This is a genomic window from Brevibacterium sp. CT2-23B (assembly GCF_013168765.1).
Classification (GTDB): Bacteria; Actinomycetota; Actinomycetes; order Actinomycetales; family Brevibacteriaceae; genus Brevibacterium; species Brevibacterium sediminis.
This window is the reverse complement of sequence record NZ_JABBYK010000008.1, coordinates 21,553-34,732: the sequence shown is the minus strand read 5'-3', so window position 1 is coordinate 34,732 and position 13,180 is coordinate 21,553. Positions and strand designations below refer to the sequence as shown.

Here is a 13,180-nt window from a genome sequence, read left to right as displayed (position 1 = left end):
GAACGCGTCGTCGAACCTGACTGTTTCCTTACAGCCGCAGCTTCACCGACCCTTCACACCCACCGGTACTCGTACTCGGGCCGCCCTGGAGTCCCGTGCCGAGGCTGTTTGATCGCCTGCTTCGTCGAGACGAGGTGCTCCAAATACCGGCGGACGGTGACCCTGGACAGATCAAGCCGACGCCCCACCTCGGTGGCGGAGACCGGAACCGTGGAATCGCGGACGAAGGCGGACACGGCTTCCAGGGTCTCGGCGATGAGCCCCTTCGGCAGAGTCGTCGACGATACCGACCGCAGGGCTGAGAGCGCATTGTCCACCGAGGCCTGAGTCGCCAACGTCCCCGATCCGCTGAGTCCGCGCCGGAACTCCCGCTGGTTCTCCAGCTTCTCCCGGAACGACGCGAACGTGAAGGGTTTGATGAGGTATTGGGTGATGCCCGACGAGATGGCCGACCGGATGACCTGCAGATGCCGCACCGCAGTGATCGCGATGATATCGACGTCCTGACCGCGCGAGTTCAGCCGCCCGGCGACCTCGAGGCCGTGCGAATCCGTGAGATTCATATCGAGTAAGACGATATCGACTGGCGTCCCGGCCGCGGCGAGTTCGTCGAAGCGTTCGATCGCCTCGTGCCCGCCCAGACACGTTCCGACGACCTCGAACCCGGGCACCCGGGCCACGAAGTCCGCATGCGCCTGCGCCGTCATCGGATCGTCTTCGACGATGAGCACCAGCAGCGCGGCATCATCGCTCACGTGGGTCTCCTTCCGCCCGATCCTGACTCGAATCCTCACCATCAGTGGTGTGGTTCTCCGAAGAATCGTAGTCGCCGGCCGCGTCGATGTCCCCCAATGGAAGCGTCACCGTGAAGATCCCACCGCCATCGGAATCGACATCGATATGTCCGCCGAGGCGGCTCACCGCCTGCCGAACCAAGACGAGCCCGAAACCGTGCCGTCCCACTCCCCCGACCTCGGGTTTCGCCGAGGCGCCGAGGTGGAAGAGCGCATCGATGTCCTCCCCCGCAACTCCGGCACCGGAATCGGCGATGGTGATGATGAGCTCCCCGTCAGCCGCGACGAAGTCCGCCCACACGTGCTTCTCATCCGAGTCCGCGACCGCGTCAAAGGCATTGTCGAGGAGGTTTCCGGCAACGGTGACGAGGTCGCGGGCGTCGAGTCGTTCGGGAGGGAGTTCGCCGGTGGCGGTGACGGTGAGTTCGATGCCCCGCTCATTGGCCTGCGCGGCCTTGCCGATCATGAGCGCGGTGATGAATGGTTCGTCGAGTGAGGCGACGAAGGAATCCGTCAGCCGCTGCGATTCCTGCTCGTCCTTGACTGCGAAGTCGAGCGCCTCCTGCACCCGACCGAGTTCGATAAGAGTGGAGACCGTGTGCAAACGGTTGGCATGTTCATGAGTCTGCGCACGCAGGGCCTCGGACAGAGTCGTCATCGTCGCCAGCTCACCGGTGAGCTCCTGGATGTCCGTGCGATCGCGCAGGGTCGCGACCGTTCCGCCTTCATCGCGCCCGCCGCGCGGCTGCCGGGCCTGTTTCTGACTGATGACGAGGACACGGTCCTCGGTGAAGTGGATTTCGTCGACGGCGACCCGACCGGTTGTCAGAAGGTCGCGGACAGATTCGGGCAGGGCCACCTCGGCGAGGGAGATCGGCGTCGATTCCTCCACCTTGGGCAGGCCGAGCAGGGACGCGGCCTCGTCGTTGTAGAGGACGAGCCGACCGGAATCGTCGGCGAGGATGAGGCCCTCACGCAGGGAATGCAGGGCCGAATCGTAGAACGCGAACAGACGGCGCAGCTCCTCCGGACCATAGCCGAGGGTGACTCGGCGCAGGTAGCGGGCGAGCAGCCAGGAGCCGAGTCCGCCGAGAGCGAGCGCGGCGAGGCCGACGAGGATGATCTGCGGCAGGGAGGCCGCCTGCGCCACCGACAGGGTCTCGAGTGTCACGCCCACGGCGACCATGGCGGTGACCTCGCCATCGGCGTCTGTGATCGGCACGATCGCGCGCACCGACGGGCCGAGCGTGCCCACGTATTCCTCGGTCTCGGTCTGCCCTGAGAGGGCTTTGGCCCTGCTGCCGAGGTAGGTCTTGCCCAGCTGTTCGGGATCGGGGTGGGTGTAGCGCGTGCCGTCGCGGTCCATGATCGTCACGAAATCAACCTCGGCGAAATCGATGACGGTCAGCGCATAGGGCTGCAGCCGGGCCGAGGGATCGTCCCCGGTCACAGCCTCGGTGACGTAGGGATCGTGGGCCAGCGTCTCGGCGATGGACAGAACCCGCTCGCCGGTAGCGTGCCGGATGTTGTTCAGCGTCGTCACGTAGCTCGTCACCGACAGCGCGGTGCAGACGAGGACGATGAGGACGAGCTGGACGAGGAAGAGGCGCCTCGCCAGGGTGGCCTGCGCCGGCCTCCTCACGCGTCGTCTACTGCTGATCGTCGTCCTCTTCCCTCTGCCGCACCACTGAATATCTCAAGAACAGGTGACTGACTCCTGTTCCGCGCACCCCGGCGGACAGGGCAGGGGCCAGATTCTTGTTCTATGGTGCCAGAACCCTGAGCGCGGCGGTATAGGAACCGGTCGACCGGTAGGCGTTTTCGGTGGTCTCCGACCAATTCTGCATCGACGCTCGGCATGCTGCGATCAGCTGTTGTGCCGCCTGGCTGATGCCCGATCGGCGATAGACGAAACCGAAGTCGCTCTCGACGAGAGGCGCAGTGTCATAGATTCGCGCCCCCTGCCTATAGGCGGTCAGCGCCATCCGCAACGGCAGGAAGGTGAACATCTCTCCGCTGAGCACAAACGCCAGCTGAGTCGACCGGTTGGGACAGATCGCTCGTGGGGAGAACTTGGTGCCGCAATCCTCGAAGACCCTGGCCACGGCAGTGTTCTCACGGTTGGCCAGGTGTGACACGGCAATCGGGATCTCGGGCAGGTCCGCAATGCTCACCACATCCCCTTCGGCAACCGAGTCGAGGTCATGGGCGGAGTCCTGAGGCGCCACCAGCAGCAGTCGCTGCGTGCCGATGACCACAGAATCCAGCTGCGGATTCTCCGCAATCGGCAAGGAGGTGAAACCCAGTTCCGACTTGCCCGTCTCGACGGCTGCGGCCAGGCCGGCTGCGCTGTCGGCTTCGGAGATCAGGTAATGGAACTTCGGGTTCTCTCGAAGAAACGACGACGCCCAGTTCACGAGCGCGTCGCTGGAGAGCTCCGGCATCGTCGTTATGGCCATGACTCCGCCCCTGGCCTCTTGGATCTCACGGGCGTGGTCACTGACGTCGAGAACTCCTTTGAGCGCTTTGCGCGCGTCGCTGACCAGCGCTATCCCTGCGGGACTGGGCGTGAGTTTCCGCCCGGTGCGCACGAACAGTTCGACCTTGAGCTCACGTTCGAGCACTCTCAGACCTTGAGAGATGGTCGGCTGCGCCACGTGCAGTGCTTCAGCAGCTCGACTGACTCCGCCGTGGTCGACGACCGCTACGAAATACTCGAGGTGCCGGAGTTCCATCTGTTCATACTATTTCACTCGGTAGGAGTCCGGCAGAGTCCCGTCTTTGAGCGACTGTTTGACCATGGCGCGCCCGAGGTTCCTCCGGTGGATGGGAGACGATCCTTCGTAGATTCGCAGCCCGCGGACGTCCCTCCACATCCTCGGCACCGCATGACCACCAACGATTCCTTCGCCGCCGAGCAGCTGCACGCATTCGTCGGCGACCTTGCTGGCCATTTCCGTGCAGTACAGTTTCGCCGCCGAAATCCGGTGCCGGGCAATCGTTCCTTCATCGAAGGTCCGCGCACTCTCCAATGTCAGCGCCCGGCCCGCTTCGAGCTGTGCGAAGCACTCCCCCAAGGAGTTCTGCACTACACCGAGGTCCGACAGCGGAGCGCCGAACTGTTCTCTCTGGCTGACATGCTTCACTGTCTCTTCCAGCATTCTGGTCGTCTGGCCGACAGCGGTCGCGGCCACATGCATCCGAGCGTGATTGATGCCGCGAAGCGCCATATTCATTCCAGTGCCCTCAACGCCCCCGATGAGCGCTTCTTCCGGCACATGAACATCGCGCAGCTCGATCTCGGCGACAGGTCCTGCCTCATGACCGTTCATCGTCTCTGCTGCGCGCGTTGTGACTCCAGTGGCGAGACGATCGACGATGAAGCAGCTGATGCCCTCGCCGGTTCGGGCGAAGATGAAGAGCTGGTCGGCCCAGGCGCCGTTGGTGATGTAGCGCTTGTCCCCGTTGATCACCCAACCGTCGCCGACTTTGTGTGCTTTTGTTATCAGCGACCCGGCGTCGGAGCCGGCGTCGGGCTCGGTCAGGCCGAATGCGGTGACCGTTTCGCCAGCGGCCATCGAGGGCAGCCATTTCGCCTTCTGCTCGCTTGTGCCGAAGTCCAGCAGACCTTGCGAACACAGCCCGATGACGGTGGAGAAACGTGACCTGTACACCGCGGACGCGCGGGTGAATTCCATGGTGAGCTTGACCTGCTCTTCCATGGACCAGCCCAGCCCGTCGAGCTCGCGGGGAAGGGAGATGCCGAACAGACCGAGGTTCGCCATCGATTCGACGATTGGATCAGGGACCTTCCCGGCCTTCATCATCTCCCCTTCGCCGGGGATGAGGACATCGTTGGTGAATGCTGCTATCCGGTCCAGATACTCCGGGAACGTCATCTGTCTGATGGCTTGGTCGATCATTCTCAACCCTTTCTCATGTGATTGCATCGGTTGCCGCGCGAGGACTCAGTACCCGTCGGCGCGTGAGGTGGTGTGCGGTGGTCAGTTCTTCACGGGGTGATCTGATCCGACTGGTGGCGCTCCCTGCGCCGCGGTCGCCCGTTCGCCATTGAAGACGACCGGTGCACCCGGCAGAGTCAGCGGTTTCCCTGTCGACGATTCAACTACCGACAGCAATCCGCTGGCGCACAGGTCGGGATCGTCGCGGATCTCATCCAGGGATCGGATGAGTCCGCAGACGATGCCCGCTTCGCGCAGCATGGTGACTGCTTCGTCTGCGGTCATTCCCGTGAGCGCGGAGGTGATGACTTCAAGCATGGCCGGCCGGTTGGCCACCCGATTCTCGTTCGATCCGAATCGGTCGTCGGTGAGCAGATCCTTTCGCCCGATGGCGGTGCACAGCGCAGCCCATTTCGCGTCGGTATAGGCAGACAGCACGAAACTTGATCCGTTCACGGTGATGACATCCGCGGCCGGAGCTGCGTGCGGCTGGCCGTTCCCCTTGCGCACTGGGGCCCGTCCGGTGAGCGAGTACTCCGCCCACTGTGCAGCTTGAGCATGAACAGTTGCTTCCATCAGTGAGGTTTCCACCAGAGTTCCGCGACCTTCACGGTCGCGGGCCACCACAGCAGCGAGCACACCGCTGGTCAGAGCGTGAGAAGCGAGAACATCGGCAACGGCGAATCCGACTCGTTGCGGTTGCCCGTCAGCTTCCCCTGTCACACCGAGGACACCGAATTCAGCTTGGGCCATGATGTCGAGACCGGGGCTGTTCGCATGGGGGCCGAGTCGCCCGAAGCCTGACACGACGCCGCAGATCAGTCTTGGGAATCGTGCTGAGAGGGTCGGCCAATCCACTCCGAGCTTCGTGGCCGTTCGCGGAAGGAAGTTGTGGATGACGATATCGGCTGTGGCAGCCATCGAATAGAACTCTTCTTTGCCATCGTCTGTGCTGAGGTCCAGCGCACGGCTGGACTTGCCGCGGTTGCTCGACTCGATCATGGTGTCGCCGAAGAGTCCGATGTTGCGTGCCTGTTCGCCTCTCGGCGGTTCGATCTTGATAACGCGGGCTCCCAAATCGGCGAGGTTCTGCCCTGCCAGTGGAGTAGAAATGTACTGTCCCAGGTCCAATACGGTCAGGCCCTGCAGGGGTGGGGTACTCATTCAGCTGTCCTTTCTGCTGTTGTATTCGGCGGTAGCGACCAGCAGTGTGAGACGCGCCTTCTCCGGGTCGAGCAGCTTCCCGCCGATGAGAGCGCAGACGATGATGGCGATACCCACAACGCGGAAAGCCAGGGCGTATCCCACTTCAACCGTGTCAGCTGAATCAACGATGAGGCCGATGACGTAGGGAGCCGAGATACCCGCAATGCTGTAGAAGCCGATGATGCAACCGAAGAAGGCAACTCTCTGCTTGGCAGGCAGGAAGTCGGAGGCTCCCGCGAAGGCAATCGAGAAGGCCACGCTGTTGATGGAGAATGCCGCGACCACGAAGATCATCTGGATCATGCTCGATTCGATGGAGCTGAAGATGATGAAGCTGATACCGGCAAAGATGAGCGCGCCGGCGGTCAGGTAGCTGCGTGCCGCCTTCGAGGTGAATCCTCGTTTCAGCAGCCACCCGGAAAGCGCACCGGAAGAAATCAGCACGACGACGGCGAAGGCATAGGGCAGGGTGACCAAGGTGCCGGTCAGTTCCTGAGAGTAGCCCAGTCCTTCGTGCATGAACACGGGCAACCACGACGTTTTGGACGAAGTGATGATATATCCGCCGAAGCTCAGGATTCCCAAGCCCCAGAACGATCCGAGGCGGAAATAGTAATAGAAGGGAACTTTGATATCGCCGTTCGGATCGGCTTGTCCTCCTTCGTCTTCGAACCGCGATCGTTCGACGGCAGGAAGGTTCGAGTTGAGCACCTGCATCTGTCCGCGGTTTGTCATCCACCAGACGATCATCCACACGACGCCGACAGCGATGAGGACGAGAAATGCCGCATGCCAGTGGAATTTGACGATGATCCAGGCGAGTATGGGCGCACTGATCAGCGGACCGACTGATGAGCCGGCATTTACGATGGCACCGGCCAAGGCTCTCTTCTCGGGTGGGAAGCGCAGCGCGACGATACCTTGGCACAGAGCGTGCGCCGGACCCTCGAAGAATCCGAGTGCCATCCGCGACATGAAGAGCACCAGAAAGCTCGTCTCCATGGTCAAGGGGCTCATCGTGGTTACCCACGCCAGCATGAGGACCGGCGCAGCCCACAGCAGGTTGATCCACCGGAAGAGTGCGGCGATGCCGACAGCGCCGGCGGCGAAGAGCCAGAAGAAGCCGCTGCTCAGCAGTCCGTATTCGGCATCACCGACCCCGAGGTCGGCCTTAATCTGTGAAGCCGCAAATCCCAGCGAAGCCTTGTCGGCAAAATTGAGGGTGAAGAACACCAGCAGCAAGACGACGATCACCCAATCTCGCCGCGTGGGCGCGGCACTGCTGGGTGTGAGCGACTGCTCGGTGGGTTTCAAAGTGTGTGGCGTGTTCATCTGCTCATCTCCATTGACGACTGGTGATTTCAGAATCTCAACATCGCCGAGGCGGAACAAGATGAATCTATTGCTAAACCATATAGGTCAAACCTATATGTCAGCCAGCAGCCGGGCAGACGCAATGAGGCCCGGCCCTGCCGAGAACAGCAGAGTCGGGCCTGATGCAATGGGATGCGCCGGATCCGTTCCCGGCCCCGCCGTGGTGGGGCCGGGACGGAGGTCATTACTTCGTGTCGCTCTTCTTTTTCTTCTTGCTGCCGCCGGAGAGGAGGAGGGCCAGGCCGATCGCGGCCAGCCAGGTGTCCTTGGCCAAGGCGATGCCGTCCTCGGACGGGCGGATTCCGTCGTCCTTGGTCATCGAATCGATGGAGAAGTAGTTCGCGACGAGGCCTGCGGCAAACGTCGTCAGTGCGGCGCCGGCGATGCGGGTGGGCACGAACGGCAGCAGCAGTGCGGAGCCGACGGCGATCTCACCGTAGGAGAGGAACTTCCCGAACTGGGCGGGGGTCATGTTTTCGACCATGGGCACACCGTTGGCGGCCATCTGCTGGAGTCCCGCGGCGGAATCCTCGTCGAGGCCGAGCTTGCCGATGCCCGAGTTGAGGATGAATGCGCCGGGGGCTGCGCGCAGAAGTGCGGTGCTGAGTTTCATATCCTGCTCCTTCGTAATGGGATCGTCACTGAGCCAAGACTATCCGCGAGAGCGCAGGTGCGCCACAGTACAAGGACTGTCGACCCCAGCTGCCGAGACTCTCAGCCCTGCGTGCTGGTGCGGATCCGCTCGATGAGGTCGTCGAGGGCGTCGTCGAACTCGCGCTGGGCGTGGTCTTCCGTGAGCAGGCCCTGCAATCGCGACACCGTGGGATACTCGCCGAGGTCGTCACCGGCGGAGGACTCCTCCTCATCTCCGAGGACCTCCGGGGTCAGGGAGGCCGCTTGGAGCAGAAGCGCGCCGACGAGGAAGCTCGTGAAGGCCTTGTATGCCGCCACTGCCTCGGCGTCGGCAAATCCGAAGCGCTGCAGCGAGGACAGGAAGTCCTCGACCCAGCGCACGCTTCGCAGCGGCGGACGGAGCCAGGGCGCCTGAGGTGGCTGGGTGGCGATGAGAGGGAAGATCCGCGGATGCTTGAGGGCCAGATTCCGCGTGGCATTGGCGACACGCTGCAGATACTCCTCCCACGAATGGGAGTCCTCTGTCATGAGATCGTCGTCGAAGAGGCCGTCGATGAGCTCGTCGACCATGGCCTCGAGGAGGTCCCCCCGCCCCGAAACATGCCGATACAGTGCCATCGCCTCTACGTCCAAGGCCGTTCCGAGGCGACGCATCGTGAGCTCGCTGAGACCGCAGGCATCGACGAAGGCGATCGCCGACTCGACGACCTGTGCACGATCAAGTCGCTGCTGAACCACGCGCGCCTCCCTTTCCTCGTCGGAGATGTCGCAGACCGGGCGGATTTCACCGTCAGTCTACTCGCTTGATCCGACGCGTCGAGAGATCCCCTGATAACGCGATTACACTGTAAACTCCTCATGGATGACTAAGCTATCACTCTCCATCGACCACCCGACTCGCCGGATCTATTGCGCAGCGAAAACTCGGTCTGCTAAGTTGATTACACTGTAAACATGAATAGAGTTCGACAGAGCATAACGTCCAGACCGATCCACACGAAAGGACGAATCATGAATTCTCACGACAAGGCCGACAAGGCTTCGGACAAGGCAGAAGAGCTCAAGGGCAAGGCGAAGGCCGCCGCCGGCAAGGCCACCGACGACAAGAGCCTCGAAGCCGAAGGCAAGACTGACGCGGCCAAGGGCAAGATCAAGCAGGTCGGCGACGATGCCAAAGACTCACTGAAGGGCGTCAGAGACTCGCTCAAGGACTCACCGGAGAACTGAGGGACGCGGCTGGAGGGCGGAGGCACTGTCTGCCTCCGCCCTTCGGCCATGCTTTCAGATTCCATGCCCCCGAAGTCGACGTGCCAATACGATCCGTCCCGGCGGCACGAGAAGAAGAGAAGATGATGGGAACTGACCGCCATGCTTTCGTCGTGGTGGCCAATCGCCTCCCCGTCGACCGCATCGATGGGGCGTGGGAGGCCTCGCCCGGCGGACTGGTCTCCGCCGTAGCTCCCGTGGTGCGCGAGCACGCCGGAGCCTGGGTGGGCTGGGCGAACACGCACGACGACAGCCTCGAGCCCTTCGACTTCGACGGGATGAGCCTCGTCCCCGTCTCCCTCAGCCACGACGAACATCAGCAGTACTATGAAGGATTCTGCAATGCCACTCTATGGCCGCTGCACCACGACCTCATCGTCGCGCCGCAGTACCACCGCTCATGGTGGCGGGCCTATCGGGAAGTCAACGCCCGATTCGCACAGGCCGCAATCAAGGCAGCCGAGGCTGGGGCGACAGTCTGGGTACACGATTACCACCTCCAGCTCGTACCGGCGATGATTCGCGCTCAACGACCGGACATCCGGATCGGATACTTCTGCCACATTCCGTTCCCTCCCGTCGAGCAGATGGCCCAGTTGCCCTGGCGTGACGAGATCCTCCGCGGCCTGCTCGGGGCCGATGTCATCGGTCTCCAGCGAGAAGCCGATGCCGCCAAGGCCCGCCAAGCTATGCAGAAGCTGCTGGGCATGGATCCCGAGGAACTTCGCGGCCGCATCGGCTCGTACCCGATCTCGATCGACGTCGACGAGATCCGGGCCGCGGCCGAATCCCCGGCGGTACAAGAGATGGCCCGATGCTTCCGCCGTGACCTGGGCGATCCCGCCACCCTCATGATCGGTGTGGATCGTCTCGACTATTCGAAGGGAATCCTGCACCGGCTGTGGGCCTTCGAGGAGCTGATCGACGACGGAATGCTCGATGCGCAGGGAACCTGTCTCGCACAGATCGCAGTCCCCTCGCGTGAAGGCGTGCGCGCCTACCAGGACCTGCGCGATGAGGTCGAACATACGGTCGGGCGCATCAATGGGAGGTTCTCCACTCTCGGCGGCGATGTCATCCACTACTCCCACCACTCACATTCGACAGAGGAAGCCGTCGCTCTGTACCTGGCCGCCGACATCCTGCTCGTCACCTCCCTGCGGGACGGGATGAACCTCGTGGCCAAGGAATTCGCCACTGCCCGCCGAGGCAGGGGCGGTGCACTCGTCCTCTCCGAATTCGCCGGAGCCGCCGAAGAACTCGACCAGGCCATCATCGTCAATCCCCATGACAGGGCCGGCCTGAAGGCGGCCATCCATCACGCGGCCACGCTCAGTGAAGACGAGGCTCGGAGGCGCATGGATGCGATGGCCGACACCGTCGACGCCTTCGACGTCCGCCGCTGGGCGCAAGCTTTCCTCCACGACCTGCGAAACCCAGCATCTGCGGCGGCTCTGACGCCCAGCGACTGGTGACACCGACCATTCTGACCGACCCACCCCAGGAGACCACTGTGTACACGATGCTCAACAACCAGGAATCCTCGAAGTACGACCTCTACCTTCCCGGCAGGATCGTGGCCGCGCTCCATTACAAACTCGAGCCCGACGCCAATGAGGTCATGTTCATCTACTGCGAAGCTATCGAGCCCATTCAGGCAGATCAGCACCGCTGGGAGCTCATGTGGCGGGCCGTCGAAGACGCCAAGAGCCGACGCCTCAAGCTCACCATCACCTGCCCCATCGGCCTCAAGGCCCTCGAACAGCGGGAACCGCGTGCCGACGCCGGTCACCGGCACGCGGAGGAGCCGCGGGCCTGACCCTCGCCGGCCTGACCCTCGTCGGCCTGTCCTCCCTGGCCATACTCCTGCCTCGGCGCGTCTCACTCCTCCTGTGAACACTATGAACGCAACCGAGACACCCGTCACATCGGCTGGCACAGTTGTCGGGTACATCACCACCGCGGCCAGTCGTCGCGCGCGTTCGCACCCACCGACGGGTGAGTTCGCGGAAATCATTTGGAGGAATCATGGCAATGTCGCCACAGCAAGAAGGCGGGCCCGCGAATACGGGCAACGCCACCGCAGCGGCCACCGATCAGGGTGCCCCGCAGCGGAAGAAGGATCGCACTCACTGGCTCTACATCATGGTCATCGTGGCAGTGTTCGCCGGTGCCGCCATCGGCCTCATCGCCCCCGAGGCAGGAATCGCCCTCGAACCGCTCGGCAAGGCGTTCGTCGCTCTCATCAAGATGATCATCGCCCCGGTCATCTTCTGCACCATCGTCCTCGGCGTCGGTTCCGTGGCCAAGGCGGCCACCGTCGGCAAGGTCGGCGGCCTGGCCCTCATCTACTTCCTGGTCATGGCAACCTTCGCCCTGGTCATCGGCCTCGTCGTCGGCAACTTCATCCACCCCGGCGACGGACTCCACCTCCAGCCGTACGAGGAGGCATCCGGCGGCGAGGAAGGCGGCATGGTCGCCTTCCTCATGAGCCTCATCCCCGGTGACATCCCGGTCCTGCCGACACTGGTGCTCGCGCTCCTCGTCGGTTTCGCCCTGCAGTCGATGGGCAAGGCCGGCGAGCCCGTGCTCACCGGAATCAAGCACATCCAGGCCGTCGTCTTCAAACTCATGATGATGATCATGTGGGCCGCCCCCGTCGGCGCCTTCGGTGCGATCGCCGCAGTCGTCGGCAAGACCGGCTGGGCCGCAATCGGAGCGATGGCGACCCTCATGGGCGCCTTCTACCTCACCTGCGCGCTGTTCATCGTCATCGTCCTCGGCGGTCTGCTCAAGATCGTCACCGGCCTGAACATCTTCCTGCTGCTGAAGTACCTGGCCCGTGAGTTCCTGCTCATCTTCTCCACCTCGTCGTCCGAGTCGGCCCTGCCGCGCCTCATCGCGAAGATGGAGCACGCCGGAGTCTCGAAGCCGGTCGTCGGCATCACCGTGCCCACCGGCTACTCGTTCAACCTCGACGGCACCGCCATCTACCTGACCATGGCTTCGCTGTTCGTGTCCTCGGCCATGGGCATGCCGATGTCGATCCCCGAACAGATCTCGCTGCTCGTGTTCATGATCATCGCCTCCAAGGGCGCCGCAGGAGTCACCGGTGCGGGCCTGGCCACCCTGGCCGCCGGTCTGCAGTCGCACCGTCCCGAGCTGCTCGACGGCATGGGCGTCATCGTCGGCATCGACAAGTTCATGTCCGAGTGCCGTGCCCTGACGAACTTCACCGGCAACGCCGTGGCCACCCTGCTCATCGGCAAGTGGACGAACGAGATCGACCTCGACGTCGCCCGCGCCACCCTGTCGGGTGACAACCCGTTCGACGAGCTCTCGCTCGAACCGGATGCGCATGGTGCCCCCGCCGAGGCGGCTCGCCCCGCAGAAGGCGAAAAGGTCGCCGTGAACTGACCTTCGGCCGCTCCCGCTCCACAACCACCACGGGTGCCGATGTCCTCATCGTGAGGACGTCGGCACCCGTGGTTTTTCGTCTCCCCTCGCCGAGGCGGCCCTCCCCTGTCGTAGTGCTGTGACGAAGGGTTCGAAACATCGGACCAAGAAAAACTCTTGGCCAGCCAATCCACATTCGCGAGTCTTCCGAATGACACATGTCCGTCCCCGTACGGACGATTGCCACCGATACCAGAAGAGGACAGGGACCATGAAGAATCTCAAGCTCATCAACGCCCGCACCGTCTCCGGTGCCGCACTCGCGGCCATCCTCATGTCGGTCGGTCTCATGGCCGCGCCAGTCAGCGCCTCCGCTGCCGAGACCTCACCGACCGATTCGACCGAAGCCTCGGGGGCACTCATCAACGGCCCGATCATCGATCTGGGCGACCTCCTCGGCGATATCAACATCGGGCAGTTCCAGTAACACCTGATCCCGTGCTTGCTCACGTGACCCCACAGCCGGGTTGCGCTGAGCACCCGCGCGCC

At 63.1% G+C, this 13,180-nt stretch carries 13 protein-coding genes; 5 read left to right on the top strand and 8 right to left on the bottom strand.

Annotation, left to right across the window (positions count from 1 at the left end):
- Nucleotides 1-53: 53 nt before the first annotated feature.
- The 8 genes from HIM68_RS17610 to HIM68_RS17575 form a co-directional block, all read right to left on the bottom strand.
- The gene (locus HIM68_RS17610; protein WP_172174795.1) at nt 54-797 is read right to left on the bottom strand and encodes a response regulator; all 744 of its coding nucleotides are present in this window, start codon (nt 795-797) and stop codon (nt 54-56) included.
- Complete coding sequence (locus HIM68_RS17605) at nt 745-2,436, bottom strand: ATP-binding protein (protein ID WP_367647580.1); 1,692 nt, start codon at nt 2,434-2,436, stop codon at nt 745-747. Before HIM68_RS17605 ends, HIM68_RS17610 begins: the two co-directional genes overlap by 53 nt.
- A gap of 121 nt (nt 2,437-2,557) precedes the next feature.
- Nucleotides 2,558-3,529 carry a LysR family transcriptional regulator gene (locus tag HIM68_RS17600; RefSeq protein ID WP_172174792.1) on the bottom strand — a complete coding sequence of 324 codons (972 nt, stop codon included), beginning with the start codon at nt 3,527-3,529 and terminating at the stop codon, nt 2,558-2,560.
- A 9-nt stretch (nt 3,530-3,538) separates the two neighbouring features.
- Nucleotides 3,539-4,717, bottom strand: coding sequence for an acyl-CoA dehydrogenase family protein (locus tag HIM68_RS17595; protein WP_172174789.1), 1,179 nt, complete (start codon nt 4,715-4,717; stop codon nt 3,539-3,541).
- 81 nt (nt 4,718-4,798) lie between these two features.
- Nucleotides 4,799-5,920 (bottom strand): CaiB/BaiF CoA-transferase family protein, encoded by a 1,122-nt coding sequence (locus HIM68_RS17590; RefSeq protein WP_172174786.1) that lies wholly within the window; start codon nt 5,918-5,920, stop codon nt 4,799-4,801.
- Nucleotides 5,921-7,294 carry an MFS transporter gene (locus HIM68_RS17585; RefSeq protein WP_172174783.1) on the bottom strand — a complete coding sequence of 458 codons (1,374 nt, stop codon included), beginning with the start codon at nt 7,292-7,294 and terminating at the stop codon, nt 5,921-5,923.
- Nucleotides 7,295-7,520: 226 nt separating this feature from the next.
- Nucleotides 7,521-7,949 (bottom strand): hypothetical protein, encoded by a 429-nt coding sequence (locus HIM68_RS17580; protein WP_172174780.1) that lies wholly within the window; start codon nt 7,947-7,949, stop codon nt 7,521-7,523.
- A 101-nt stretch (nt 7,950-8,050) separates the two neighbouring features.
- Complete coding sequence (locus HIM68_RS17575; RefSeq protein WP_172174777.1) at nt 8,051-8,707, bottom strand: TetR/AcrR family transcriptional regulator C-terminal domain-containing protein; 657 nt, start codon at nt 8,705-8,707, stop codon at nt 8,051-8,053.
- 273 nt (nt 8,708-8,980) lie between these two features.
- On the opposite strand from HIM68_RS17575, the gene HIM68_RS17570 reads away from it, so the two are divergent.
- The 5 genes from HIM68_RS17570 (at nt 8,981) to HIM68_RS17550 (ending at nt 13,118) form a co-directional block, all read left to right on the top strand.
- Nucleotides 8,981-9,196, top strand: a complete 216-nt coding sequence (locus tag HIM68_RS17570; RefSeq protein WP_139906896.1) for a CsbD family protein — start codon at nt 8,981-8,983, stop codon at nt 9,194-9,196.
- A gap of 122 nt (nt 9,197-9,318) precedes the next feature.
- Nucleotides 9,319-10,710, top strand: coding sequence for a trehalose-6-phosphate synthase (locus HIM68_RS17565; RefSeq protein WP_253904047.1), 1,392 nt, complete (start codon nt 9,319-9,321; stop codon nt 10,708-10,710).
- A complete protein-coding gene (locus HIM68_RS17560; protein WP_172174774.1) occupies nt 10,707-11,054 on the top strand; it encodes a hypothetical protein in 348 nt (115 codons plus the stop codon). Before HIM68_RS17565 ends, HIM68_RS17560 begins: the two co-directional genes overlap by 4 nt.
- 326 nt (nt 11,055-11,380) lie before the next feature.
- Entirely contained in the window at nt 11,381-12,652 is a 1,272-nt protein-coding gene (locus HIM68_RS17555; protein ID WP_253904054.1) for a cation:dicarboxylase symporter family transporter, read from the top strand.
- Nucleotides 12,653-12,902: 250 nt separating this feature from the next.
- A complete protein-coding gene (locus tag HIM68_RS17550) occupies nt 12,903-13,118 on the top strand; it encodes a hypothetical protein (protein ID WP_172174768.1) in 216 nt (71 codons plus the stop codon).
- The last annotated feature ends 62 nt before the right edge of the window (nt 13,119-13,180 follow it).

Coding starts and splice junctions, on each gene's coding strand:
- HIM68_RS17610 (WP_172174795.1), bottom strand. CDS start 797: ATGGTGAGGATTCGAGTCAGGATCGGGCGGAAGGAGACCCACGTGAGC.
- HIM68_RS17600 (WP_172174792.1), bottom strand. CDS start 3,529: ATGGAACTCCGGCACCTCGAGTATTTCGTAGCGGTCGTCGACCACGGC.
- HIM68_RS17595 (WP_172174789.1), bottom strand. CDS start 4,717: ATGATCGACCAAGCCATCAGACAGATGACGTTCCCGGAGTATCTGGAC.
- HIM68_RS17590 (WP_172174786.1), bottom strand. CDS start 5,920: ATGAGTACCCCACCCCTGCAGGGCCTGACCGTATTGGACCTGGGACAG.
- HIM68_RS17585 (WP_172174783.1), bottom strand. CDS start 7,294: ATGAACACGCCACACACTTTGAAACCCACCGAGCAGTCGCTCACACCC.
- HIM68_RS17580 (WP_172174780.1), bottom strand. CDS start 7,949: ATGAAACTCAGCACCGCACTTCTGCGCGCAGCCCCCGGCGCATTCATC.
- HIM68_RS17570 (WP_139906896.1), top strand. CDS start 8,981: ATGAATTCTCACGACAAGGCCGACAAGGCTTCGGACAAGGCAGAAGAG.
- HIM68_RS17565 (WP_253904047.1), top strand. CDS start 9,319: ATGATGGGAACTGACCGCCATGCTTTCGTCGTGGTGGCCAATCGCCTC.
- HIM68_RS17555 (WP_253904054.1), top strand. CDS start 11,381: ATGGTCATCGTGGCAGTGTTCGCCGGTGCCGCCATCGGCCTCATCGCC.
- HIM68_RS17550 (WP_172174768.1), top strand. CDS start 12,903: ATGAAGAATCTCAAGCTCATCAACGCCCGCACCGTCTCCGGTGCCGCA.